The organism is Mesorhizobium sp. M0663 (assembly GCF_040320585.1).
GTDB lineage: Bacteria > Pseudomonadota > Alphaproteobacteria > Rhizobiales > Rhizobiaceae > Mesorhizobium.
Map to the genome: position 1 here is coordinate 21,274 of NZ_JAMYPX010000008.1, position 25,755 is coordinate 47,028.

Below are 25,755 nucleotides of genomic sequence, written 5' to 3' on the forward strand. Positions count from 1 at the left end.
CATCTGACAGTGCAGAGTTGCCGCAAGCGTGTTTTCCGATTTCTACGTCGAAGTATCGCCGCTGCACGATGCGAGAGGCAAACCGCTTTTCTCACCTGCGCCTGCTGCCATTATCTCGTCTGTGTCATCGCCGAACAGGAAACAGACGGGACAGACAATGACCTGTGTTCTGCCACAGGTAAGCACTGTTCCTGAGCCCGTGACCTTAGACAGAATTGACCGCGCTCTGGATACGCTCGCCCTAGCTATCCACAAGGCTGGCAACAAAGGACGAGCGTATCTCCCGATTTACGAGCGTCTTGAACGGGAGAAGAAGAAATTGATTGCAGAGATGGGCGCAATGCTGCGCGTCCAGGAACGGCTCAAACGATCTCGGGATCGAAAGGCAAAGCAATTTTTTTGAGTTCGTCTCGTCGCCATTGCAACGATCCGCCCGTACCATACTCTACACGCTCTATCGTATGGCCCATCAAGATTTTGCGAAGCTCGCTATCGATACCTGCCTCCTTCATACGATCCTCGAAACTGTGCCGGAGGGAATAAATCTTGTGCTTCGGTGTCGGGAAAAGTTTGTGTGTTTTAAAGAATTTATTGAGGTTTGCAGAAAGCGCCTCTTCACGATTGCGGTAGCGCGGAAAGCCCTGCGGATTTTTCTTAAAAACTTCCAGCGCGACGCCTACCAGCGGTACATCTCGCACTGACCATTCGGTCTTCATCTCGCGCGGATCATCGGCGTCCTCTCGTGGGGTAATGCGAATATACGGAACCGGCGTGTCAAGGAAGATCACGGTCTCATCAAGATTGCATATCTCGCTTGGGCGTGTGCCTGTCTCGATCAGCGCCAGAACGCAGCGACGCGCTTGAGCATCCAGGGATGCTAAAGCGCCCGGCCTCATGATCTGATCGGTTATCCATTTGGGTTCGAATGACGGCCGTTTACGACGGCGCTTGCCACGCTCCGAAAAGCGGAGGTCATCGAATGGGGTGCCTTTTTGTTCCTCGCCCAAATGAGCGAAATAACGCCTGTAGAGATCCCGCATGTTGCCGAGGTCTCGATTGCCGGCAGACGCCGAATGTGTCGCGGCTCCGATGTCTGGCGGCGGCGCGATGCGCTTGAGCCAGAACCGGTAGAAGGTCAGTCCGTCTTCACGCGTGACGTCGCCGATCGGCTTGTCACCAACCAGGGCAACGAAATTGTTTACGGCTCTCTGCTTTACCTTCTTCCACATTCGGCGCTGCGACTGGCTCTTACCCGCGACTTCATGGGCCATGATCTCATCGGCGTAGAGATCAAAAGCTTTGGAGACTTTGACCGGCGGCACCTGCACCCCGCCGACGAGAGCGTCGGCGACCGCGGGGGCCGCTTGAACGCGCTCCAGCGCCTCGACACGCTTTAAAATTGAATCGACATTCTGAAAGCCTGCCACCTGTCCATTTGAAAGGTAGGAAACGCCCATGGCTTCAGCCCGGCGAACGGCGTCGCGATACTGATCGAGTGCTGACCTTGTCTCGCCGCCGCAAAGAAGCACCGCCCACAGGGTCTTGTCCGCGTCTTCGAGCTTGTCGCGCATGGCACGTGCGAGGCGGCGTTCGTCCGTTCCCAGGGACTTGCGAATGAACCTGCCGCGATCGTCGATGCCGACCATCTTGGCGGGCATTCGCCGATGATAATAGAAAATTCCGTCGCGCTGGACGAGGTAGCGATCCGGGTCTCTGGCGGGCTCTGCGACGGCCTCTTTTCGCATGGGCCAAACTCGCGATGTATCTCAGTTTGTATCCCAGATTGTATCGCATTTCGGCAAGAACGCCAAGCGCCCTCATCAACGGGTGCTCTGCCGGACTGGAGTTTCAATGGCTTAGAGGGCCAAGTTCACGAATTTGATGGTGCGGTCGAGAAGACTCGAACTTCCACGGGTTGCCCCACAGCGACCTCAACGCTGCGCGTCTACCAATTCCGCCACGACCGCACGTGGTAGGAGCCGGAACCAACCGGCCCGCGGCGTGTAGCAAATCGTTTCCGGTGAAACAAGTGCGCGGCCAGCAATAATCGGCCGGACATCGGCATAACTGTTCAAGGGCCGAACGTGCCGGAACTGGACGTTTGTACCGATTGCCGCCATATGAGTGGCGAGACGAGATATCATGACAGAACGCAGCCAGATCGCCACGTCGTTCCTGCCCTTGCCCGGCTCGGCGCCGGTCGAATGGCGCATCGAGCCCGGGCTCACCGCCTATCCCGATGCGCTCGCCGTGATGGAGGCGCGCGCCGAGGCAATCCGCAGCGGCGCCGCCGGCGAGATGGTCTGGCTGGTCGAGCACCCGCCGCTCTACACCGCCGGCACCAGCGCCCGCATCGAGGACCTGATCGAGCCGGACCGTTTCCCGGTCTTTGCCGCCGGGCGTGGCGGCGAATACACCTATCATGGGCCGGGCCAGCGAGTCGCCTACGTCATGCTCGACCTGAAGCGGCGGCGCGAGGATGTCCGCGCCTTCGTCGCCGCACTCGAACAATGGATCATCGGCTCGCTGGCCGCCTTCAACGTACGCGGCGAACGCCGCGAGGACCGCGTCGGCGTCTGGGTGGTTCGGCCGGACCGCCCCGCTTTGCCCGACGGCTCGGCGGCCGAGGACAAGATCGCCGCCATCGGCATCAGGCTGAGGCGCTGGGTGAGCTTTCACGGCATCGCCATCAATGTCGAGCCGGACCTTAGCCATTTCAGCGGCATCGTGCCGTGCGGCGTCCAGCATCACGGCGTCACCAGCCTTGTCGACCTCGGCCTTCCCGTGACCATGGCCGACCTCGACCTGGCGCTGAAATCCGCTTTCGAGGACGTGTTCGGGCCCGCCGCGGTGTCGCCTGTCGAAGTGTCCCGCAAGGCCGGCTGAAACACTCGCCCAATGCCTGCGCCAATATGCGAAGGCGGCCCTCGCTCATCAGCATCGAGCCCGCCCTTGAGCTCAATCCTCACATCGCGCCGATCCAGATTGCCATGGAAATGAGGAACGTGCTCATGCACACCAGCGAGACGACATCCTGAACAAGATCGGTCATAACTCTCTCCTGTTGTTAGTATGTTCGTATTTTGTTCTAATTTTGTTCGAATGTCAACGATCGCAGTCCGGGCGTCACCCGAATTGCGCTCGGTCATTTCGACAGGGTTAAGAAAGGGTTGAGAAGGAGATGCCGAGCGTTTCGGGGCCGACAGGCGCGCGAAAGCGGCGGGACGGCGCACGGCAGCTCGCGGGCCGTCATCGCCTCAATTGCAGCGCACCCTAAAGCGGCACAACCTTGCCGTCGGACAGCGTCACGCGGCGGTCCATGCGCGAGGCGAGCTCGTGATTGTGGGTGGCGATGAGCGCCGCCAGGCCCGATTGCCGGACCAGTGCTGCCAGCGCCTCGAACACATAGGAAGCGGTCACCGGGTCGAGATTGCCGGTCGGCTCGTCGGCCAAAAGCACCAGCGGCGCATTGGCGACGGCACGCGCAATGGCGACCCGCTGCTGCTCGCCGCCGGAGAGCTCGGAGGGGCGATGCTGTGCCCGCTTGCCGATCTGCATATAGTCGAGCAATTGCGCCGCCCGCTCGGCCGCCTCCTTGCGCGGCAGCCCTTTTATCAGCTGCGGCATCATGATGTTTTCCAGCGCAGAAAACTCAGGCAACAAATGATGGAACTGGTAGACGAAGCCGACATCGTTGCGGCGGATCGCCGTGCGCTCGTCGTCGGAAAGCCGGCCGCAGGCGCGCCCCGCCAGGATCACGTCGCCGGCGTCCGGTCGCTCCAGCAGCCCGGCCGTGTGGAGCAGCGTCGACTTGCCGGTGCCCGACGGCGCCACAAGCGCCACCATCTCGCCACGCTTCAGCGAAAAATCGGCGCCGTTCAGGATGGTCAGCTTGCGCGGCCCCTGTACATAATGGCGTTCGACGCTCTTCAGCTCGATAATGGCCTCGGCCATCATTCGTACCTCAGCGCTTCGACCGGATCGAGCCTGGCAGCGCGCCACGCCGGAAACAGTGTCGCCAGGAACGACAGCGCCAAAGCCATGAGAACGACCGAGATCGTCTCGCTGGCATCCATGCGCGCCGGCAGCTGGCTCAGGAAATAAAGCTCGGGATTGAACAGCCGCTCGTTGGCCAGCCAGGAGAAGAACTGGCGGATGCGCTCGACGTTGAGGCAGATCACGATGCCGAGCAGCACGCCGGCGATGGTGCCGACAACGCCGATCGCAGCCCCGGTCATCAGGAAGATGCGCAGGATCGCGCCGCGCGTGGCGCCCATGGTGCGCAGGATGGCGATGTCGTGGCCCTTGTCCTTCACCAGCATGATCAGGCCCGAAATGATGTTGAGCGCCGCCACCAGCACGATCAGCGTCAGGATCATGAACATGACGTTGCGCTCGACCTGCAGCGCGTCGAAAAACGTCTTGTTACGCTCCCGCCAATCGACGAGGGTGATCGGCCGTTGCGCCGCCTCTTCGACCTTCGGCTTCAGCGCGTCGATATTGTCGGGATTGTCGGCGTAGATCTCGATCGTCTGCGCCCTGCCGTCCATGTTGAAATAAAGCTGCGCTTCCGAAAACGGCATGTAGACGATGGAGCTGTCATATTCCGACATGCCGACCTCGAAGATCGCGGTTATCGGATAGCCTTTCATGCGCGGCGTCGTGCCGAGCGGCGTGACGTCGCCCTCGGGCGAGATCAGCGTGATGGTATCGCCGAGCACAAGGCCGAGATTCTCGGCCATGCGGCTGCCGATGGCGACTCCCTCGCCGGTGTCGAAGCCGACGATCGAGCCCGCCTTGATGTTGTTGGCGACGATCGTGATCTTGCCGAGATCCTCGCCGCGTATACCGCGCACCAGCGCGCCGGTGCCGCCGCCGACATTGCCTTGCGCCAGCACCTGCCCGTCGATCAGCGGAATGGCATATTTGACGCCGGGCACGCCGTTGATGCGGCCGGCGACCTGGTCATAGTCCTCCAGCGGCATGTCGAGCGGCTGCACGATCAGGTGCCCGTTGACGCCAAGGATGCGCGTCAGCAGTTCGGCGCGAAAGCCGTTCATGACCGCCATGACGACGATCAGCGTGGCAACGCCCAGCATGATGCCGAGGAAGGAGATCGAGGCGATCACCGAGATCACCGTCTCCTTGCGGCGCGAGCGCAGATAGCGCCACGCCACCATGCGCTCGAAGCCGGAAAAGGGTCCTGCCGCCGAAGGTTTGGCTGCTGCCGCTTCACTCATACGGCGGCACCGAAACGCTTTTTCACGTCGCCGATCGGCAGCGTCTCGCGCTCGCCGGTCCTGCGGTTCTTGATTTCGACCTCGCCGGCGGCGACACCACGCGGCCCGACGATCACCTGCCACGGGAGCCCGATCAGGTCGGCGGTGGCGAACTTGCCGCCCGGCCGCTGGTCGGTGTCGTCGTAGAGCACCTCCTTGCCGGCGGCGGCAAAGGCGGCATTCAGCTCGCGGCAGACGCGGTCGCATTCGGCATCGCCAGCCTTCATGTTGATCAGGCCGACATCGAACGGTGCCACCGCCTCCGGCCAGATGATGCCGTTATCGTCATGGCTGGCCTCGATGATCGCCGCGACCAGCCTGGACGGGCCGATGCCGTAGGAACCGCCAGAAACGAAATGATCCTTGCCGTCCGGCCCGGTCACCTTGGCGCCCATCGGCTTGGAATATTTGTCGCCGAAATGGAAGATATGCCCAACCTCGATGCCGCGCGCCGAGACCCTGTCGCCTTCGGAGAGCTTTTCCCATGCCGCCTCGTCATGCATTTCGTCGGTGGCGGCATAGGGCGTCGTCCACGTCTTGACGATGCCGCCGATCTCGGCGTCGTTCGAAAAATCGGTATCCGCCCCCGGCACCTCAAGCGAGAGATAGTCGCGATGGCAAAACACCTGGCTCTCGCCGGTGTCGGCCAGGATGATGAACTCATGGCTGAGGTCGCCGCCGATCGGCCCGGTGTCGGCGCGCATCGGAATGGCCTGCAGCCCCAGGCGCGTAAACGTCCTGAGATAGGACACGAACATGCGGTTATAAGCGGCCTTGGCGCCTTCATAATCGAGGTCGAAGGAATAGGCGTCCTTCATCAGGAACTCGCGCGAACGCATGACGCCGAAGCGCGGGCGCACCTCGTCGCGAAACTTCCACTGGATATGATAGAGGTTGAGCGGCAGGTCCTTGTAGGACTTGACATAGGAGCGGAATATCTCGGTGACCATCTCCTCGTTGGTCGGCCCGTAGAGCATATCGCGGTCTTGCCGGTCCTTGATGCGCAGCATCTCCTTGCCGTAGTCTTCATAGCGGCCGCTTTCGCGCCACAGCTCGGCCGATTGGATGGTCGGCATCAGGATTTCGAGTGCGCCGGCGCGATTCTGCTCCTCGCGAATGATCCGGCAGACCTTGTCCAGCACCCGCTTGCCGAGCGGCAGCCAGGAAAAGCTGCCCTGCCCCTGCTGGCGGATCATGCCGGCGCGCAGCATCAGCCGATGCGAGACGATCTCGGCCTCGCGCGGATTTTCTTTGAGAATGGGCAGGAAATAGCGCGACAAACGCATGGACTGGTCCGTGAGAGAGGATGGCGGCGCCGGAATCGGCGCAGCGCAGGCTTGCTTGCCCCGGCTTCATAGCCATTTCATGGCGGAATGGAAACCCGGCCCAAGCGCTGCACAGGCGCCGCAATTGCCGCACGCGGCTTGCTGGGCGTTTCGCAAGCAACGCCTGCCGTACTATTGTGCACTGCAGCAAGAGATTGCCTGTTTCCGGGCAAAATTCTTCGTGACATTTTCACCCGCCTTAGGCTAGTGTGCCCCCATAACCGAGAGGGTAGAGAAAAATCTGCCCTCCTACGCGGTCAAAGTCTTGGGAGGATGCGATCTAGGCGCGGTAACTCGCTGCCGCCGGACACCGGAAACAGATCGGACGCGTTTAAATTGCAAGGCCTCGCGCCTTGCATTTTTTTTGTGCAATCATCTGGTTAGCACGACAGATTACCAAACTACATGACGTTGCGTCAGCCCAAACCCGCCCCGGCCTTTACTTTGGATTGACCTTGCTGGCTCAGCTTGATTTCAGAGCCTCGGCTAGGCTGGGATAGTCGGACACGGTAGGTAGCCGGCTAATGCGCTGGGCTCTGGTTGAAATCCGGCACGATGTGCGGGATGTCGTCGATACCGAGGCCAAGCCCTCTCGTGATGCCGTAGAAGATACCCATGAGGACCAGCGTGACGATCGTCGTGCGCAGCGCCGCGCGCAGCATGTGCGGTCCGCGCGGTGCGCTCGGAACCGTGCCAAGCGTCACGTCCCGATCCTCGTCCTGCGTCCGCATGCTGAACGGCAGGACGGCGAACAACACCACCCACCATGTGGCGAAGAACAGGGCGACAAACGAAACCCAACTCATGCTTGCTCCAGTTCGACCAGCGTGCCGAAGAAATCCTTGGGGTGCAGAAACAATACCGGCTTGCCATGTGCGCCGATCTTCGGATTGCCGTCGCCCAGCACGCGCGCGCCGCTGGCCTTGAGACGGTCGTGCGCCGCAACAATGTCGTCCACCTCATAGCAGACATGGTGCATGCCGCCGGACGGATTCTTCGCGAGGAATGCGGCGATCGGCGAGGCTTCGCCGAGAGGCTCGAGCAACTCGATCCTGGTGTTGCCGACGTCGACGAACACCACCGTAACGCCATGCTCCGGCAGCGCCTGCGGCGCGGTCACGCGAGCGCCAAGCGTATCGCGATAGACCGCCGCAGCCGCGGCCAGATCCGGCACCGCAAGCGCGACATGGTTGAGGCGTCCGAGCATAGCGTACTCCCGGGTTAGGGGAGTAGGGGAGTAAGGCAGTAGGGGAGTAGGGAAAAAAGGATCTAGAAGTGCATCTGTTTGCGCTCCTACCTCCTACTTCCCTACTCCCTTACTGCCCTACTCCCCTACTCCCTTGTTCGTCACCTCGTGACGAACACCGTCACCAGCGGCTTCTTGCCCCAGGCTTCGTTGGCCGCGCCGCGCACCGCGCGCCGCACTGCCTCCTGGACCAGGTCGAGGTCTTTTCGGCGCTGGCGGGGGATGGAGTCCACGGCGCCGATTGCCGCATCGATCATCAGGTCTTCCAGGCTCTCGCCGCTGCCGTCGGCCTCGGCGACGCCGATGGCGACGAGATCGGGATCGCCGGCAAGCTCGTATTTGTCGTCGAGCACGACATTGACGGCGACATGGCCGGCAAAGGACAGCTTGCGGCGGTCGCGAATGCCCATCGCCTGGTCGGTGCCGATCAGCCTTCCGTCCTTGTAGATGCGGCCGAACGGCACCTGGTCGATGATGGCGGCGGCACCCGGATACAGCCTGAGCATGTCGCCGTCGCGCACCTGCGCGACCTGGCCGATGCCGGACGTCGACATCAGCGAGCCCTGCGCCACCAGATGCGCCGCTTCGCCATGCACGGGAACGCCGATCTGCGGCCGCACCCATTCATACATCTTGCGCAATTCGCTGCGGCGTGGATGGCCGGAGACATGCACCAGCGCATCGCCGTCCTCGATGATCTTGATGCCGAGATCGATCAGGCGGTTCTTGATTTCGAGGATCGCCTTCTCGTTGCCGGGAATGGTGCGCGAGGAAAACACCACCGTGTCGCCGGCCGTCAGCGCCACCGACTTCATCTCGTCGCGCGACAGCTTGGCAAGTGCGGCAAGCGGCTCGCCCTGGCTGCCGGTGCAGATGATGACGAGGTTTTCGCGCGGGATGAAGCCGTAATCCTCCTCGGCGATGAATTCCGGCAACCCGTCCATATAGCCGAGTTCATCAGCCACATCGATGACGCGCTTCATCGAGCGGCCAATCACCAGGCACTGGCGGCCGGCATCCCGCGCCGCCTTGGCGATGGAGACGATACGCCCGACATTGGAGGAGAAGCTGGTGACGGCGACCCGGCCCTTGGCGTTCTGGATGACGCTCTTGAGGCCCTCGCCCACCGCCACTTCGGACGGCGATTCCCCTTCCCGCATCGCATTGGTGGAATCGCAGACCAGCGCCAGCACACCCTTGTCGCCATAGGCTCGGAAGCGCGCCTCGTCGGTCATCGGCCCGACCGTCGGCGCCGGATCGATCTTCCAGTCGCCGGTATGGATGACGACGCCGGCCGGCGTCGTGATCGCCAGCGACATCGGTTCGGGAATGGAGTGCGCAACAGGGATGGCCTCGATCTCGAACGGGCCGACGGTGAATTTCTCGCCGGCCCGGTAGATCGTCACCGGGATCTTCGGCGCCCCTTGCTCGCCCTGCCGCTTGGCTTCCAGCAGGCCGGCGCTGAACGGCGTCATCCACACCGGCGCCTTGAGCTTCGGCCAGATGTCGTGGAGCGCGCCGTAATGGTCCTCATGCGCATGGGTGATGACGATGCCGCGCAGATTGGCGACATTCTCCTCGATGAAACGCGTGTCGGGCAGAACCAGGTCGACGCCGGGCAGGGTTGCATCGGGAAAAGTGACGCCGACGTCGACCACGATCCATTCGCGCGTATTGGCCGGCCCATAGCCGTAGAGGGCGAAGTTCATGCCGATCTCGCCGACACCGCCGAGCGGCACGAAGACAAGTTCGGCGTTTTCCGCTATCGCCATGGTCTTTCCTTCCTTGCCGGTCAAAATTGTGGGCCGGTCAAAATTGTCGGCCGGTCAAAATTGTCGGCCGGTCAAATTCAAGCTGGTCAAATACCTGGCCAGTCAAACGTATTGGCCAGTCAAACGCCGGCCGAGGCAACCGCGCCGAAATGCACGTCGCCGGCGGCGATCGTCAGAACCGAACCTTGATCGTCGCGGATCACGAAACGGCAGTCCTCGTCAATGGTCTCGAAGGTGCCGCGCACCACATTACCGTCAATTCTGACAGCAACCTGCCCGCCAAGCCCCGCCGCACGCGCCAGCCACCGCCGCCTGACGGCGGCAAGCCCGCGCCCTTCGTTCCACAGCCGCGCATTCTCGCTCCATGTATCCGACAGCGCCAGGAACAGCGTCTCGGCATCGCAAGCAGACCCCAGCGCGCTGAGCGACGTCGCTGGATAAGGCAAATCCTCAGGGTATGCCACCACGTTGACGCCGACACCGACAGCCACCGCGGAACGGCCACCATCCAGCATCGCCGATTCCAGCAGGATGCCGGCGAGCTTGGCGCCCGAGGCAAGCACATCGTTGGGCCATTTCAGTTCGAAACGGTTCTTGCCTTGGCTCGCACCATCGAGGCCGATCGCGATCCTGCCCTTCGGCACGACAGCGTCGAGCGCGTCGGCCAGCGCCAGTCCGGCAACGAAGCCGAGCGTCGCGGCAAGCCGAAGCTCGGTGTTGGTGATCACCAGCAACGTCGCTGCCAGATTGCCCTCGGGCGTCGCCCAGGCGCGGCCACGGCGGCCACGCCCGGCTTCCTGCTTTTTGGAGACGACCCAGAGTTTGCCCGGATCGCCGGCCCGTGCATGCTCCAGCGCCAGCGCGTTGGTGGAGCCGACCGTGTCGTGCGCCTCGAGCCGGAACCCGTCCGAAGCCGCGGTTGGAGCCAGCCTGAAAGTCATTCCGTCAGAAGAAGGTCTTGGCCGCGGCTGCGGCGTAGGTTCCGATCGGGCCGCCGATCAGCACGTAGAACAGCACGAAGGCGCCACAGACACCGAGCACGACGCGCAGTTCGGACGCCATCGGCACGAAGCCGCCGACCGGTTCGTCGAACCACATGATCTTGATGATACGCAGATAATAGTAGGCGCCCACCACAGAGGCGAGCACGCCGATGATCGCCAGCGCGTAGAGGTTGGCATTGATGGCGGCGAGGAACACGTACCATTTCCCCCAGAAGCCGGCGAGCGGCGGGATGCCGGCCAGCGAGAACATCAGGATGGTGAGGATCGTCGCCATGATCGGATTGGTCGCCGACAGGCCGGCGAGATCGCTGATCTGCTCGACATTGCCCTCCTTGCGCCGCATGGCGAGGATGAAGGCGAAGGTGCCGAGCGTCATCACCAGATAGATCAGCATGTAGATGGCGACGCCGCGCACGCCATCCTGGCTGTTCGCGGCAAGGCCGACCAGCGCATAACCCATATGACCGATGGAGGAATAGGCCATCAGCCGTTTGATGTTGGTCTGGCCGATGGCCGCAAAGGCACCAAGCGCCATCGAGGCGATCGAGATGAAGACGATGATCTGCTGCCAGTCGGCGGCGATCGGCTTGAAGGCGCCCATGGTGACGCGCACCATCAGCGCCATCGCCGCCATCTTCGGTGCCGCCGCCAGAAAAGCCGTCACCGGCGTCGGCGCGCCTTCATAGACGTCGGGCGTCCACATATGGAACGGCACCGCCGAGATCTTGAAGGCAAGGCCGGCCAGCACGAAAACCAGGCCGAAGACGAGCCCAAGCTGGCGCTCACCGCCGCTCAGCGCCGTGGCGATCTCCTGGAAGCCGGTGTTGCCGGTGTAGCCGTAGACCAGCGAGATACCGTAAAGCAGCATGCCCGACGACAGGGCGCCAAGGACGAAATACTTCAGCCCGGCCTCGGTCGAGCGCAGATTGTCCCGGTTGATCGCCGCCAGCACGTAGATCGCCAGCGATTGCAGCTCGAGGCCGAGATAGAGCCCGATCATGCCGTTGGCCGAGATCATCAGCATCATGCCGAGCGTGCAGAGCAGGATCAGCACCGGATATTCGAACTTGTCGAAACGCTCCGCCTGGGCAAAGCGGACCGACATGACCAGCGTCACCGCCGAGCCGACGAGCGCCAGCACCTTCATGAAGCGGGCGAACGGATCCTGGATGAAGGCTTCGCTATAGGCGTTGCCCTGTCCCGGCGAAAAGACCAGCCAGGCGCCGGCGATCACCAGCACGGCGACGGCAAGGCCGCTCACCGTGACAGTGGTGTTGGCGCGCGAATAGGCGCCGAGCATCAACAGCGCCAAGGCGCCGATGGCGAGGATCAGCTCTGGCGTCGAGAGCGACAGGCTTGAGAGAAGGTCCGGCGTCATGGTTCGCAAAACCCCCAGTCAGTTCGCCGCCGCGGTCTGCGCGGCGCCGATGGATGCGGTGACATTGGTAACGAGCGCCTTGACCGATTCGGCGGTCGCGTCGAAGATCGGCGCCGGATAGACGCCGAAGAAGATGACCAGCGCGACCAGCGGATAGATGATCACCTTCTCGCGCGTCGACAGGTCGAGCAGGCCTTTCAGGCTTTCCTTGGTCAGCGCGCCAAAGATCACCTTGCGGTAGAGCCAGAGCGCATAGGCCGCCGAAAGGATGACGCCGGTGGCGGCGAAGAACGCTACCCAGGTGTTGACCCGGAACACGCCGAGCATGGTCAGGAACTCGCCGACGAAGCCGCTGGTGCCGGGCAGGCCGACATTGGCCATGGTGAAGATCATGAACACGGTTGCATATTTCGGCATGTTGTTGACCAACCCGCCATAGGCGTCGATGTCACGCGTATGCATGCGGTCGTAGACGACGCCGACGCAGAGGAACAGCGCGCCGGAGACCAGGCCGTGCGACAGCATCTGAAAGATCGAACCCTGGACGCCTTCCTGGTTCATCGCGAAGATGCCCATGGTAACGAAGCCCATGTGAGCGACCGACGAATAGGCGATCAGCTTCTTCATGTCCTCCTGCATCAGCGCCACCAGCGAGGTGTAGATGATGGCGACAACGGAGAGCGTGAAGATCAGCGGCGCGAACATTTCGGATGCGATCGGAAACATCGGCAGCGAAAAGCGCAGGAAGCCGTACCCACCCATCTTGAGCAGGATGGCGGCCAGGATCACCGAGCCGGCCGTCGGCGCCTCGACATGCGCGTCCGGCAGCCAGGTGTGCACCGGCCACATCGGCATCTTCACCGCGAAGGACGCGAAGAAGGCAAGCCATAGCCAAGTCTGCATATTGGCCGGGAAGTTGTGGGTCAGAAGCGTCGGGATGTCGGTGGTGCCGGACTGGAAGAACATCGCCATGATGGCGAGCAGCATCAGCACCGAGCCGGCCAGCGTATAGAGGAAGAACTTGAACGAGGCATAGACGCGCCGCTTGCCGCCCCACACGCCGATGATGATGAACATCGGGATCAGGCCGGCTTCGAAGAAGACATAGAACAAGACGATGTCGAGCGCGCAGAACACGCCGATCATCAGCGTCTCGAGCAGCAGGAAGGCAATCATATAGGCCTTGACGCGCTTCTCGATCGATTCCCACGAGGCGAGGATGCAGAGCGGCATCAGGAAGGTGGTCAGGATGACGAACAGCATGGAGATGCCGTCTACGCCCATATGATAGGAGATGCCGGAATCCAGCCAGGCAAACTTCTCGACGAACTGGAAGCCGGGCTGCGAATTGTCGAAGCCGGTCCAGATGAACAGCGAAATCACAAACGTGAACGCGGTCGTGAACAGTGCTATGGCGCGGATGTTGCGGCGCGCGTTCTCGCTGTCGTCACGCACGAAAAGGATGAGCAGCACACCAACCAGCGGCAGGAAGGTGACCAGCGATAGGATCGGCCAGGCGGTCATCAGAGCATCATCCAGGTGACGAGTGCGGCAACGCCGATCAGCATGGCGAAGGCATAGTGGTAAAGATAGCCGGTCTGCAGCTTGACGACCCGGTTGGTGACGTCGACGACGCGCGCCGAAATGCCGTCCGGCCCGAGCCCGTCGATGACGGTGCCGTCGCCGGTCTTCCACAGGAAGCTGCCGAGGCGCTTTGCCGGCCGCACGAACAGGAAGTCGTAGAGCTCGTCGAAATACCATTTGTTGAGCAGGAAGGCGTAGAGCAGGCGATGGTTGGCGGCGACGCTCCGAGGCATTTCCGGCGCGCGAATATAGAACTGCCAGGCAATCGCAAAGCCGATCAGCATGGCGATGAACGGTGACAGCTCGACCCACAACGGCACTTCGTGGATTTCGTGCAGGATGTGGTTGTCCGGCAGCGTGAACAGCGACGCCTTCCAGAATTCGGCATAGCCCTCGCCGAAGAAGGCGCCGTGGAAGATCACGCCGGCAAACAGCGCGCCCGCCGCCAGGATGAACAGCGGCACCAGCATGACCGGCGGCGATTCATGGACATGGTGCATGACCTCGTGGCTGGCCCGCGGCTCGCCGTGGAAGGTCATGAAGATCAGCCGCCAGGAGTAGAAGGAGGTGAAGCAGGCAGCAATGACCAGCAATATGAAGGCAAACGCGGCGACCGCATTGTGGCCGGCGAAGGCCGCTTCGATGATGGCGTCCTTGGAAAAGAAGCCGGCCGTGCCGATGATCGTTACCGGGATGCCGACACCGGTCAGCGCCAGCGTGCCGATCACCATCATCCAGTACGTTTTCGGAATGAGCGTCCTCAGGCCGCCCATCTTGCGCATGTCCTGCTCGTCGGAGACGGCGTGGATGACCGAGCCCGAGCCGAGGAACAGCAGCGCCTTGAAGAAGGCGTGCGTGAACAGATGGAAGATCGCCGCGCCATAGGCGCCGACGCCGAGCGCCACGAACATGTAGCCGAGCTGCGAACAGGTCGAATAGGCGATGACGCGCTTGATGTCGTTCTGGACGAGACCGACTGTCGCCGCGAAGAAGGCGGTGAAGGCGCCGATGAAAGTGACCACGGTCAATGCCGAATGCGACAGCTCGAACAGCGGCGACAACCGCGCCAGCATGAACACGCCTGCCGTCACCATGGTCGCGGCATGGATCAGTGCCGAGACCGGCGTCGGGCCTTCCATGGCATCCGGCAGCCAGGTGTGAAGCGGCACCTGCGCCGACTTGCCCATGGCGCCCATGAACAGGAGCAGGCAGACAACCGTCATCGCAGCCTGCTTGTCGAGCGCATAGCCGAGGAAGGTCAGCACGGCCGGGCCTTGCGGCGCGCCTTCCGCCGGAATGAACGTCGCCGCATTGGCGAAGATGGTGCCGAGATTGACCGAGCCGAACAGCACGAACACGCCGAATATGCCGAGCGCAAAGCCGAAATCGCCGACGCGGTTGACGACGAAGGCCTTGATCGCAGCCGCATTGGCCGACGGCTTCTTGTACCAGAAGCCGATCAGCAGATAGGAGGCAAGGCCGACGCCTTCCCAGCCGAAGAACATCTGCACGAGGTTGTCGGCCGTCACCAGCATCAGCATGGCGAAGGTAAACAGCGACAGATAGGCGAAGAAGCGCGGCCGGTCCGGATCGTGATGCATGTAGCCGATCGAGTAGATATGGACCAGCGACGACACCGTGTTGACAACTACCAGCATCACCACCGTCAGCGTGTCGATCCTGAGCGCCCAGGACGCCTCCAGCCCGCCCGACTGGATCCAGCGCATCACCGGCACGGTGAACACCTCTCCGCCGCCGAAGCCAACCGAGAAGAAGGCGACCCACGACAGCACGGCCGCGATCACCAGGAAGCCCGAGGTGATGTATTCGGAAGCCTTGGCCCCGAGCGAGGTGCCGAACAGGCCGACGATCAGAAAGCCGAGCAGCGGAAGGAAGACGATGGCCTGATACATGGTGGTTCCGTCAACCCTTCATCATGTTCACGTCTTCGACCGCGATCGAGCCGCGGTTGCGGAAGAAGACGACGAGAATGGCAAGGCCGATCGCCGCTTCGGCCGCCGCGACCGTCAGCACGAACAGTGCGAACACCTGGCCGACCAAATCGCCGAGCGCCGCCGAAAAGGCGACGAAATTGATGTTGACCGCAAGCAGGATCAGCTCGATCGACATCAGGATGACGATGACGTTCCTGCGGTTCAGGAAGATGCCGAACACGCCGAGCGTGAACAGGATCGCCGATACGGTCAGGTAGTGCGCGATGCCGACGACCATCTCAGACTCCTTCGCCCGTCTTGACCTTGCGGATTTCCACTCCGGTTGCCGCCGTGCGGCCGACCTGGGCGGCGATCGACTGCCGCTTGACGCCCGGCTTGTGGCGCAGCGTCAGCACGATGGCGCCGATCATGGCGACCAGCAGCACCAGCCCCGCTACCTGGAAGTAATAGAGGTAATCCGTATAGAGGATGTCGCCGAGCGCTGCCGTGTTCGACCGCGCGGCCAGGTCCGGAATGGGTTTCGCGACCGTCGCCGCCAGTTTCGGCGCGAATGTATAGCCGCCGAGCACCACGATCAGCTCCGCCGCCAGGATCAGCCCGACCAGCGCGCCGATCGGTGCATATTGCAGGGCGCCTTCCTTCATTTCGGCGAAGTCGACGTCGAGCATCATGACGACGAACAGGAACAGCACCAGCACCGCGCCGACATAGACGACGAGCAGGATCATCGCCAGGAACTCGGCGCCGGTCAGCATGAACAGGCCGGCGGCGTTGAAGAAGGTCAGGATCAGGAACAGCACCGAATGCACGGGATTGCGCGCCGAAATGACCATGAACGCCGATGCCACCGCGACAAAGGCGAAGAGGTAGAAAAAGGCCGCCTCTAGTCCACTCAGCATGGGTTCCCCCGGGTTTCCTGTCAGAACAGGACGTTCGTCCTGTTTTTTTGCCACCGCCTCCGGTCGGCAAGTTGCGTGTTCCTTAAACCAGGCCCCTCGCCCCGTCCATGCGTCAAATATCAGCGGTAAGGCGCATCCAGCGAGATGTTGCGCGCCAGCTCACGCTCCCAGCGGTCGCCATTGGCCAGGAGCCTGTCCTTGTCGTAATAAAGCTCCTCGCGCGTTTCCGTCGCGAATTCGAAATTCGGCCCCTCGACAATGGCGTCGACCGGGCAGGCTTCCTGGCAGAAGCCGCAATAAATGCATTTCACCATATCGATGTCGTAGCGCACGGTGCGCCGTGTGCCGTCGTTGCGGCGTGGGCCGGCTTCGATGGTGATGGCCTGTGCCGGGCAGATCGCCTCGCACAGTTTGCAGGCGATGCAGCGTTCCTCGCCGTTCGGATAGCGGCGCAGCGCATGTTCGCCGCGGAAGCGCGGGCTGACCGGCCCCTTTTCATGCGGATAGTTGATCGTCTCCTTCGGCGCGAAGAACTGGCGCATCGACAGGAAGAAAGCGCTGACGAAATCCTGCAAAAGCAGTGACTTGGCGGCCTGGGATAATGCTGACATCAGGCAAACCCGGTGAGTTTGAGAAAGGCGGCGGTGGCGACCACCATGAACAGCGAGATCGGCAGGAAGACCTTCCAGCCGAGCCGCATCAGCTGGTCGTAGCGATAGCGCGGCACGAACGCCTTCACCATGGAGAACATGAAGAACACCAGGCAGACCTTGAGCACGAACCAGATGAGCCCCGGCACCCAGGTGAAGGGTGCGAAGTCGAAGGGCGGCAGCCATCCGCCGAGGAACAATATGGTGGCCAGTGCGCACATCAGGACGACGGCGACATATTCGCCGAGGAAGAACAACAGGAACGGCGTCGAGGAATATTCGACCATATGGCCGGCGACGAGTTCCGATTCGGCTTCCACAAGGTCGAAGGGCGGCCGGTTGGTCTCGGCCAACGCCGAGATGAAGAAGACGATGAACATCGGGAACAGCGACAGCCAATGCCAGTCGAGGAAGGTGTTGGGCAGGCCGAGCCGCGTGCCCAGCCCGTCCTGTTGCGACAAGACGATGTCGGACAGGTTGAGCGAGCCGACGCAAAGCAGCACGGTGACGATGACGAAGCCGATCGAGACCTCGTAGGACACCATCTGCGCCGCCGAGCGCAGTGCGCCGAGGAACGGGTATTTCGAATTGGAGGCCCAGCCGCCCATGATGACGCCATAGACCTCGAGCGAGGAGATGGCGAAGACATAGAGGATGCCGACATTGACGTTGGCGATCGCCCAGCCTTCATTGACCGGTATGACCGCCCAGGCGGAGATCGCCAGCACCGCCGACACCAAAGGCGCCAGCAGGAAAACGCCCTTGTTGGCGCCGGACGGGATGACCGGCTCCTTGAAGACGAATTTCAGCAGATCGGCGAAGGCCTGCAGTGTGCCCCATGGGCCAACGACATTCGGGCCTCGGCGCAATTGCACCGCCGCCCAGATCTTGCGGTCGGCGTAAAGCACATAGGCGACGAAGATCAACAGAACGACGATCAGCACGACCGACTTCAAAAGGATCAGCAGCGCCGGCAGCACGTAGAAGGAGAAGAAGGTGTCCATGTCTACTCCGCCGCCTGCCTGAAGCCGTTCTTCGCCAAAGCCGAGCACTCGGCCATCACCGCGGAAGCCCGCGCGATCGGGTTGGTCAGGTAGAAATCCTTGACCGGCGAGGTGAAGGTGCCCTTGTTCAGCCGCCCGCCGAGCTTGGCAACCCTGGCGATGTCGGCCGGGTCGCCGGCCGCGACATGGTCGATGCGGGCAAGATGCGGGTATTCCGCATAGAGCTTTGCGCGCAATTGCGGCAGCGAATCGAACGGCAGCTTCTTGCCGAGAACATCCGACAGTGCCCGAAGGATCGCCCAGTCCTCGCGTGCTTCGCCGGGCGCGAAGCCGGCACGGTTGGTCTGCTGCACGCGCCCCTCGGTGTTGACGAAGGTGCCCGACTTTTCGGTATAGGCGGCACCCGGCAGGATGACGTTGGCGCGATGCGCGCCCTTGTCGCCATGCGTGCCGATATAGACGACGAAAGCGCCGCCGGTCTTGGCCATGTCGATTTCGTCGGCACCGAGCAGGAACAGCACATCGGTCTCGCCGAGCATGCCGGCGACATTCCTGCCGCCCTCGCCCGGCACGAAGCCGACATCGAGGCCGCCGACGCGTGCCGCGGCGGTGTGCAGTACGGCAAAACCGTTCCAGTCGGCCCTTGCGGCATTGACGGCGACGGCGAGCTTCGCCGCCTGGCCGAGCACGGCCGCCCCGTCCGGACGCGCCAGCGCACCCTGGCCGACGATGATCAGCGGATGCGTCGCCTTCTTCAGCAGCTGGAAGAACTTGCCGTTACCGTCGGCCAGATCCTTCAGCGATTCCGGCCCGGCGCCGACCTGCTCGTAATCATAGCGCGTATCGCCGACATCGCCGATGACGCCGACCGGCAGATTGCCGGCCCGCCAGCGCTTGCGGATGCGGGCGTTGAGCAAGGATGCCTCGAAGCGCGGATTGGCGCCGATGATCAGCACCGCATCGGCCTGTTCGATGCCTTCGATGGTCGGGTTGAAGACATAGCTCGCCCGGCCGAGCGACGGATCGAGTGCGGCGCCGTCCTGGCGGCAGTCGGTGTTCTTCGAGCCGAGCGAAGCCATCAGAAGCTTCAGCGCGTAGATCTCCTCGACGGCTGCGAGATCGCCGGCAATGGCACCGATCTTTTCGGGTGCCGCATTCGACACCGCTTCCTTGATCGCGGCAAAAGCCTCGGCCCAGCTTGCCGGGGCCAGTCTGCCGTCCTTGCGCACATAGGGGCGGTCGAGGCGCTGCGTGCGCAAACCGTCCCAGATGAAGCGGGTCTTGTCGGAAATCCACTCCTCGTTCACCGCCTCGTTGGTACGCGGCAGGATGCGCATCACTTCGCGGCCTCGGCTATCGACTCGGATCGCCGAGCCGACAGCGTCCATCACGTCGATGGATTCGGTCTTGGTCAGTTCCCACGGCCGTGCCTGGAAGGCGTACGGTTTGGAGGTCAGCGCACCAACCGGGCAAAGGTCGATGACATTGCCCTGCAGTTCCGAAGTCATCGCGCTTTCGAGATAGGTGGTGATCTCGGCATCCTCGCCGCGGCCGATCAGGCCGAGCTCGGATATGCCGGCAATCTCGGTGGTGAAGCGGACGCAGCGCGTGCAATGGATGCAGCGGTTCATGATCGTCTTGACCAGCGGCCCAATATACTTGTCTTCGACCGCCCGCTTGTTCTCATGGTAGCGCGAGGAATCGACTCCGAACGCCATCGCCTGGTCCTGCAGGTCGCACTCGCCGCCCTGGTCGCAGATCGGGCAGTCCAGCGGATGGTTGATCAGCAGGAATTCCATCACGCCTTCGCGCGCCTTCTTGACCATCGGCGTGTTGGTGAAGATTTCCGGCGGCTCGCCGTTCGGGCCGGGGCGCAGGTCGCGCACGCCCATGGCGCAGGACGCCTGCGGCTTGGGCGGGCCGCCTTTCACCTCAATCAGGCACATGCGGCAATTGCCGGCGATCGACAGCCGCTCGTGGAAGCAGAAGCGCGGCACTTCTGCGCCGGCGTCCTCGGCCGCCTGCAGCAGCGTGTAATGGTCGGGTACAGTGATCTCTTTCCCGTCGACCTTGAGCTTTGCCATTTCGCCTCAAACCCCTGCGGACGTTCCGCAATCTTTCCTTCCGGGCGCAGCCGAGACCGCGCACGATATTGAATTCACTTTTTGGCCCCGGCCAACGCGGCCGCCTGACCGATCCAGCCGTCACGGCCGATGCGGCCCTTCAACGACAGGTAATCTTCGACCCAGGCGATCTCTTGCGGCGTCCACGCGGCGATCTGGGCGTATGTCCAGATGCCAAGGCCGTTCAGCACCTTTTCCAGTTTCGGCCCGATGCCCGATATCGCCTTGAGGTCGGCGGGCTTGGCTGGCCGATCCATCGGCCTGGGCTGCTTGAAATCTTCCGGCATCAGCCCGGCCGACGCATCCGCTGCAACGGTGCTCGCATTCGCCAAGCTCCGCGCCGCGGTGCTCGTCGCAATGTCGGTCACATCGTTGGCGAAGGACTGCGCCTCGGCAATCAGGGTTTTGGTCGCCGCGCGCGCCTTTATCGATGAGCTTTTGCCGGTCGCGGAAACGCGTTCCGTTCGCGCCTCGAAATCCTCGGCGACCGGCTGCCAAAGCCGCTGCGAGGTTTCGGCCGCGCCCGAAAGCACGCCCATCCAGATGCCAAAGGCGTGGTTGGCAAGACCGATGCCGAGTGCCGTCATCGCCGCCGCGCCCGCGACAGGATGCGCCAGGAGATTGACGGCATTGGCCATCTCCTTCGGCATCATCCTGGTCAGATCCTGGTTCATCTTCAAGAACGGGTCCATATCGGGCGTAAAATCGTCGGGTGTCGAAAACAGCGACATAGGTGGTCTCCTGGTCGTTTCCGTCTGCCCCGCGCTCGTTTCCTCGTTTCGGGCATTCGCCCGCATTTTTGAATTCTTCTATTCCGCCGCCGCCAGCACCGGTTCGGCGCGGTGCGCGTTGCGCGAAAACTCGTCGATGCGCCGCTCCACCTCGCCGCGGAAATGCCGCATCAGGCCCTGGATCGGCCATGCTGCCGCATCGCCCAGCGCACAGATCGTGTGGCCCTCGACCTGCTTCGTCACGTCGAGCAGCATGTCGATCTCGCGCTTCTGCGCTTCGCCGCGCACCAGCCGCTCCATCACCCGCCACATCCAGCCGGTGCCTTCACGGCAGGGCGTGCACTGACCGCAGCTTTCGTGCTTGTAGAAGTAGGAAAGCCGCGCGATCGCTTTCACGATATCGGTCGATTTGTCCATGACGATGACAGCCGCCGTGCCGAGGCCCGATTTCAGATCGCGCAGCGCGTCGAAATCCATCGGCGCGTCGATGATTTGCTCGGCCGGCACCAGCGGCACCGAGGCGCCGCCCGGAATGACCGCCAGCAGATTGTCCCAGCCGCCGCGGATGCCGCCGCAATGCGTCTCGATCAGTTCGCGGAACGGGATCGACATCGCCTCTTCGACGGTGCACGGATTGTTGACGTGGCCGGAGATGCAGAACAGCTTGGTGCCGACATTGTTGGGCCGACCGAAGGACGAGAACCAGGCGGCACCGCGGCGCAGGATGGTCGGCGCGACAGCGATGGACTCGACATTGTTGACCGTCGTCGGGCAGCCATAGAGGCCGACATTGGCCGGAAATGGCGGCTTCAGCCGCGGCTGGCCCTTCTTGCCCTCGAGGCTTTCGAGCAGCGCCGTTTCCTCGCCGCAGATATAGGCGCCGGCGCCATGATGCATGTAGATGTCGAAATCGTAGCCGGAGGTGTTGTTCTTGCCGATCAGCTTGGCCGCATAGGCCTCGTCTATGGCGCGTTGCAGCGCCTCGCGCTCGCGGATGAACTCGCCGCGCACATAGATGTAGGCGGCGACCGCGCCCATGGCGAAGCCGGCAAGCAGGCAGCCTTCGACCAGCGTGTGCGGGTCGTGGCGCAGTATGTCGCGGTCCTTGCAGGTACCGGGCTCGGACTCGTCGGCATTGACGACGAGATAGCTCGGCCGGCCGTCGCTTTGTTTGGGCATGAACGACCATTTCAGCCCGGTCGGGAAACCGGCACCGCCGCGGCCGCGCAGGCCCGATGCCTTCATCTCGTTGACGATCCACTCGCGCCCCTTGGCAACGATGCCGGGCGTGTTGTCCCAGGCGCCGCGCGCCATGGCGCCGGCCAGCGACTTGTCGAAGCGGCCGTAGATGTTGTTGAAGATGCGGTCTCTGTCCTGAAGCATTGCTCGTTCCTCAGACCGGCTTCTTGCCGGTCGGCCGGCTCCTGTTTCCGGGCGACGGCTTGGCCGCCTTGGCGGCAGCCTTCGCCGGTTTGACCTTGGCCTCCGGCGCCTTGAAAGCAGACGCCGGCTCGGCCTTGTTCTTTGGGCCCTTGCGCTGTTTCGAGACGTCCTCGACCTGCGGTTCGGCCTTGTTGGCATTGGCGGCCGAATGCAGAGGCGCTGCGACGCTCGCCGCCCTTTCCGCCGCAGGCGCGACTTTCGTCGCCGACGGCGATTTCAGCGCCGGGCTGGTCTCGACCGCATCGGTTTTCGGCTTGCTGGCATTCGAGGGCGCAACCGGCGCCGGTGCAGGCGCGGCCGAAGCCGCTGGCGGAACTGGTGCTGCGGCGGCAGCCGCCGGCTCTGCATCCTTGGCGGCCTTGGTCGCCGCCCTGGTTTCCCGGTCGCGGGTCGCCTTGAGGATCGCCTTTTCGCTCTTGAGGGTCGTCAGGCCGCTGGCCGGCTCCGAGGTGATGCGGCCGTTTTGCGGTCCTGGCGTCACCGAAGCACCTTTGCCGGCGTCATAGAGGTCGATGATCTCGGCAAGCCGCTCCGGCGTCAAATCCTCATAGGTGTCCTTGAATATCATCACCATCGGTGCGTTGACGCAGGCGCCGAGGCACTCGACCTCCTCCCACGACAGCGTGCCCTTGTCGTTGGTGTGGAATTGGTCGTGATGGATTTTCGAGCGGCACACATCCATCAGCGCTTCCGAGCCGCGCAGCATGCAGGGCGTGGTGCCGCAGACCTGGATATGCGCGCGGGTACCGACCGGATTGAGCTGGTACTGCGTATAGAAGGTCGCGACTTCGAGCCCACGGATACGGGGCATGCCGAGCATGTCGGAGATCGTCTCGATCGCCGCCTTGGTCACCCAGCCTTCCTGTTCCTGCGCCAGCATCAGCAAGGGAATGATCGCGGACTGTTCGCGCCCCTTCGGATATTTCTTGATCCACTGCTTCGCCGCCGCCGCATTCGCCCGGTTGAAGGCGAAGGAGGCTGGCTGGAGGCTGGCTTCTGCGAGACGGCGGACTGACATTTAGCGATCGACCTCACCAAACACGATGTCGAGGGAGCCGAGAACGGCGGTAACGTCGGCCAACATGTGGCCGCGGCAGAGGAAATCCATGGCTTGCAGATGTGCAAAGCCTGGCGCGCGCAGCTTGCAGCGGTAGGGCTTGTTGGTGCCGTCCGAGACCAGATAGACGCCGAACTCGCCTTTCGGCGCCTCGACGGCCGCATAGACCTCGCCGGCCGGCACGCGGTAGCCTTCGGTATAGAGTTTGAAGTGATGGATCAGCGCTTCCATCGAGCGCTTCATCGCCTGGCGCTTTGGCGGCACCACCTTGCCGTCGAGGTTAGACACCGGTCCGCTGCCTTCCTTGCCGAGCAACAGGTCGACGCACTGGCGCATGATTTTTGCCGACTGCCGCATCTCTTCCATGCGCACCAGATAACGGTCGAAACAGTCGCCGTTCTTGCCGATCGGAATGTCGAAATCCAGCTCGGCATAGCATTCGTAAGGCTGCGATTTGCGCAGGTCCCACGGCGCGCCCGAGCCGCGCACCATGACGCCGGAAAAACCCCAGGCCCAGGCGTCCGCCAAGGAGACGGTGGCAATGTCGACATTGCGCTGCTTGAAGATACGGTTGCCGGTCAAAAGCGCGTCGAGATCGTCGACCGATTTCAGGAATGGGTCGATCCACTTGCCGATGTCCTCGATCAGCTTCTGCGGCAGATCCTGATGCACGCCCCCGGGGCGGAAATAGGCAGCATGCATGCGCGAGCCCGAGGCGCGCTCATAGAACACCATTAGCTTTTCGCGCTCGACAAAGCCCCACAGCGGCGGCGTCAGCGCGCCGACATCCATCGCCTGCGTCGTCACATTGAGGATGTGCGACATGATGCGGCCGATCTCGGAGTAGAGAACTCGGATCAACTGCCCCCGCTTCGGCACCTCGATACCGAGCAGCCGCTCCGCGGCAAGCGCGAAGGCATGCTCCTGGTTCATCGGCGCGCAATAGTCGAGCCGGTCGAGATAGGGCACGGCCTGCAGGTAAGTCTTATGCTCGATCAGCTTTTCCGTGCCGCGATGCAACAGCCCGATATGCGGATCGACGCGATCGACGACTTCGCCGTCGAGTTCTAGAACCAACCGCAAAACACCATGGGCAGCAGGGTGCTGAGGCCCAAAGTTGATATTGAAGTTGCGAACGGAAGTCTCAGCCATTTTGGCGTCTCAATTCGTCTTGGCTTTTTCGTCGCCTGGAAGGACGTAATCCGTCCCCTCCCAAGGGCTGAGAAAATCGAAATTGCGGAATTCCTGTTTGAGCTCGACCGGCTCGTAGATGACGCGCTTGGCTTCGTCGTCGTAACGCACCTCGACGAAGCCGGTCAGCGGAAAGTCCTTGCGCAGCGGATGGCCTTCAAAGCCGTAATCGGTCAGAATCCGCCGCAGATCCGGATGGCCTGAAAACAGCACGCCGTAGAGATCGTAGGTCTCGCGCTCGAACCAGTCGGCGCCGGGATAAATCCCGGTGATCGACGGCACGAGCGTCTCTTCGTCGGCCTGGACCTTGATGCGGACGCGGATATTCTGTCTCGGCGACAGCAAATGATAGACCACGTCGAAGCGCTTTGCCCGCGACGGATAATCGGCGCCGCAAACGTCGATGATCGAGATGAACTGGCATTTCGGATCGTCGCGCAGGAAGGTGACCACCTCGATCAGGTCGCGCGGCTCGACTGGGATGGTGAGTTCGCCATAGGCGAATACCGCCTCGCCGATCCGGCCGACCAGTTTCTCGCCGAGATAGGTCGAGAGATCATTCAACGCCTGGGTCATGACAGCCTCGCCAACCAGTCCAGAATCTTGCGTGAGTCTTCCGGATCTTTCTCACCGAACCAACCGCTCTCCGTGGCCGCGTCAATGGTCAAAAAAACCTGGCATTCATCATCGTCACCCAGCTCGCCAAAAAACAGCTTTCCGACAAACTGCCGGGTTTCGAGGTTTGCCGGGTCCCCGTTCAGGGCAACGCACTCCACAAACAACTTTTCGGTAACTGCTCCCTGGCCCGGCGCCGAAGAGGAAAGCTTGGCCGACATTTCAGCAATCAGGTTCTTGGTTCGATCGCCAAGCGAACGCAGTCTCACGTCGCCATGATAAAAGACTATTCGTGGGTCGCTTGTCGGCTCAGCCTCCCAATCATTTAGTCGAATGTCGACACCGAGACCAGCAGCACCAAATTTCGTATCTGCTAAAAGCGCAGAAGAATAAAACGTCGAACCGGCGTCCGTTTTTACAAATCGCTGTTCAGACGTCTTGAACATCAAATCCAGCCAAGGCTCAGGGTTGCCATGAATAATCCCATCTTCATCCACGG

23 protein-coding genes and 1 tRNA gene are annotated in these 25,755 nt (G+C 62.3%); 1 reads left to right on the plus strand and 23 read right to left on the minus strand.

The features are described from left to right. Positions 1-362: 362 nt before the first annotated feature. On the minus strand, positions 363-1,745 hold the full coding sequence (locus NKI54_RS16555; protein ID WP_352636687.1) for a DUF6538 domain-containing protein: 1,383 nt from the start codon (positions 1,743-1,745) through the stop codon (positions 363-365). 137 nt (positions 1,746-1,882) lie between these two features. Beyond that, positions 1,883-1,967, minus strand: a tRNA-Leu gene (locus NKI54_RS16560). Positions 1,968-2,142: 175 nt separating this feature from the next. Between NKI54_RS16560 and lipB the strand changes: the two genes are divergently transcribed. Beyond that, positions 2,143-2,886, plus strand: coding sequence for a lipoyl(octanoyl) transferase LipB (gene lipB, locus NKI54_RS16565; RefSeq protein WP_023676608.1), 744 nt, complete (start codon positions 2,143-2,145; stop codon positions 2,884-2,886). Between the two features lie 387 nt (positions 2,887-3,273). Here lipB and NKI54_RS16570 read toward each other — a convergent pair whose 3' ends face one another. The 21 genes from NKI54_RS16570 to NKI54_RS16670 all read right to left on the minus strand — a co-directional run bounded on the left by NKI54_RS16570 (position 3,274) and on the right by NKI54_RS16670 (position 25,753). Continuing rightward, positions 3,274-3,957 (minus strand): ABC transporter ATP-binding protein, encoded by a 684-nt coding sequence (locus NKI54_RS16570; protein ID WP_023676610.1) that lies wholly within the window; start codon positions 3,955-3,957, stop codon positions 3,274-3,276. Continuing rightward, on the minus strand, positions 3,954-5,240 hold the full coding sequence (locus NKI54_RS16575; RefSeq protein ID WP_352458234.1) for a lipoprotein-releasing ABC transporter permease subunit: 1,287 nt from the start codon (positions 5,238-5,240) through the stop codon (positions 3,954-3,956). The genes NKI54_RS16570 and NKI54_RS16575 overlap by 4 nt, the downstream gene beginning before the upstream one ends. Continuing rightward, entirely contained in the window at positions 5,237-6,565 is a 1,329-nt protein-coding gene (proS, locus tag NKI54_RS16580) for a proline--tRNA ligase (RefSeq protein ID WP_352570374.1), read from the minus strand. The genes NKI54_RS16575 and proS overlap by 4 nt, the downstream gene beginning before the upstream one ends. 560 nt (positions 6,566-7,125) lie before the next feature. After that, the gene (locus tag NKI54_RS16585; protein WP_023676613.1) at positions 7,126-7,410 is read right to left on the minus strand and encodes a DUF1467 family protein; all 285 of its coding nucleotides are present in this window, start codon (positions 7,408-7,410) and stop codon (positions 7,126-7,128) included. Beyond that, positions 7,407-7,811 carry a methylmalonyl-CoA epimerase gene (mce, locus tag NKI54_RS16590; RefSeq protein WP_023676614.1) on the minus strand — a complete coding sequence of 135 codons (405 nt, stop codon included), beginning with the start codon at positions 7,809-7,811 and terminating at the stop codon, positions 7,407-7,409. The genes NKI54_RS16585 and mce overlap by 4 nt, the downstream gene beginning before the upstream one ends. A gap of 140 nt (positions 7,812-7,951) precedes the next feature. After that, positions 7,952-9,622 (minus strand): ribonuclease J, encoded by a 1,671-nt coding sequence (locus tag NKI54_RS16595; protein WP_352691979.1) that lies wholly within the window; start codon positions 9,620-9,622, stop codon positions 7,952-7,954. Positions 9,623-9,741: 119 nt separating this feature from the next. Next, positions 9,742-10,563, minus strand: a complete 822-nt coding sequence (locus tag NKI54_RS16600) for a biotin--[acetyl-CoA-carboxylase] ligase (protein ID WP_352589715.1) — start codon at positions 10,561-10,563, stop codon at positions 9,742-9,744. Between the two features lie 4 nt (positions 10,564-10,567). Then, on the minus strand, positions 10,568-12,004 hold the full coding sequence (nuoN, locus tag NKI54_RS16605) for an NADH-quinone oxidoreductase subunit NuoN (protein WP_352589712.1): 1,437 nt from the start codon (positions 12,002-12,004) through the stop codon (positions 10,568-10,570). 18 nt (positions 12,005-12,022) lie between these two features. After that, positions 12,023-13,528: an NADH-quinone oxidoreductase subunit M gene (locus NKI54_RS16610; RefSeq protein ID WP_352450009.1), complete on the minus strand. Its 1,506-nt coding sequence runs from the start codon at positions 13,526-13,528 to the stop codon at positions 12,023-12,025. Then, complete coding sequence (nuoL, locus tag NKI54_RS16615; RefSeq protein WP_023676619.1) at positions 13,528-15,501, minus strand: NADH-quinone oxidoreductase subunit L; 1,974 nt, start codon at positions 15,499-15,501, stop codon at positions 13,528-13,530. The genes NKI54_RS16610 and nuoL overlap by 1 nt, the downstream gene beginning before the upstream one ends. Positions 15,502-15,511: 10 nt before the next feature. Next, positions 15,512-15,820 carry an NADH-quinone oxidoreductase subunit NuoK gene (gene nuoK, locus NKI54_RS16620; RefSeq protein ID WP_023676620.1) on the minus strand — a complete coding sequence of 103 codons (309 nt, stop codon included), beginning with the start codon at positions 15,818-15,820 and terminating at the stop codon, positions 15,512-15,514. Between the two features lies 1 nt (position 15,821). Then, positions 15,822-16,442, minus strand: a complete 621-nt coding sequence (locus NKI54_RS16625; RefSeq protein ID WP_023676621.1) for an NADH-quinone oxidoreductase subunit J — start codon at positions 16,440-16,442, stop codon at positions 15,822-15,824. Positions 16,443-16,561: 119 nt separating this feature from the next. After that, positions 16,562-17,053, minus strand: coding sequence for an NADH-quinone oxidoreductase subunit NuoI (gene nuoI / locus NKI54_RS16630; RefSeq protein ID WP_023676622.1), 492 nt, complete (start codon positions 17,051-17,053; stop codon positions 16,562-16,564). After that, positions 17,053-18,096, minus strand: a complete 1,044-nt coding sequence (gene nuoH, locus NKI54_RS16635) for an NADH-quinone oxidoreductase subunit NuoH (protein ID WP_023676623.1) — start codon at positions 18,094-18,096, stop codon at positions 17,053-17,055. The genes nuoI and nuoH overlap by 1 nt, the downstream gene beginning before the upstream one ends. A gap of 2 nt (positions 18,097-18,098) precedes the next feature. Continuing rightward, entirely contained in the window at positions 18,099-20,180 is a 2,082-nt protein-coding gene (gene nuoG, locus NKI54_RS16640) for an NADH-quinone oxidoreductase subunit NuoG (RefSeq protein WP_352450012.1), read from the minus strand. Between the two features lie 74 nt (positions 20,181-20,254). After that, positions 20,255-20,950: a helix-hairpin-helix domain-containing protein gene (locus NKI54_RS16645; RefSeq protein ID WP_352636686.1), complete on the minus strand. Its 696-nt coding sequence runs from the start codon at positions 20,948-20,950 to the stop codon at positions 20,255-20,257. Positions 20,951-21,028: 78 nt separating this feature from the next. Continuing rightward, entirely contained in the window at positions 21,029-22,333 is a 1,305-nt protein-coding gene (gene nuoF / locus NKI54_RS16650; RefSeq protein WP_023676626.1) for an NADH-quinone oxidoreductase subunit NuoF, read from the minus strand. 10 nt (positions 22,334-22,343) lie between these two features. Then, positions 22,344-23,411, minus strand: coding sequence for an NADH-quinone oxidoreductase subunit NuoE (gene nuoE, locus NKI54_RS16655; protein ID WP_352570383.1), 1,068 nt, complete (start codon positions 23,409-23,411; stop codon positions 22,344-22,346). Beyond that, positions 23,412-24,602, minus strand: coding sequence for an NADH-quinone oxidoreductase subunit D (locus NKI54_RS16660; protein ID WP_352570384.1), 1,191 nt, complete (start codon positions 24,600-24,602; stop codon positions 23,412-23,414). Between the two features lie 9 nt (positions 24,603-24,611). Next, entirely contained in the window at positions 24,612-25,217 is a 606-nt protein-coding gene (locus NKI54_RS16665) for an NADH-quinone oxidoreductase subunit C (RefSeq protein ID WP_352570385.1), read from the minus strand. Continuing rightward, positions 25,214-25,753: a hypothetical protein gene (locus NKI54_RS16670; protein ID WP_352636685.1), complete on the minus strand. Its 540-nt coding sequence runs from the start codon at positions 25,751-25,753 to the stop codon at positions 25,214-25,216. Before NKI54_RS16670 ends, NKI54_RS16665 begins: the two co-directional genes overlap by 4 nt. Between the last annotated feature and the right edge of the window lie 2 nt (positions 25,754-25,755).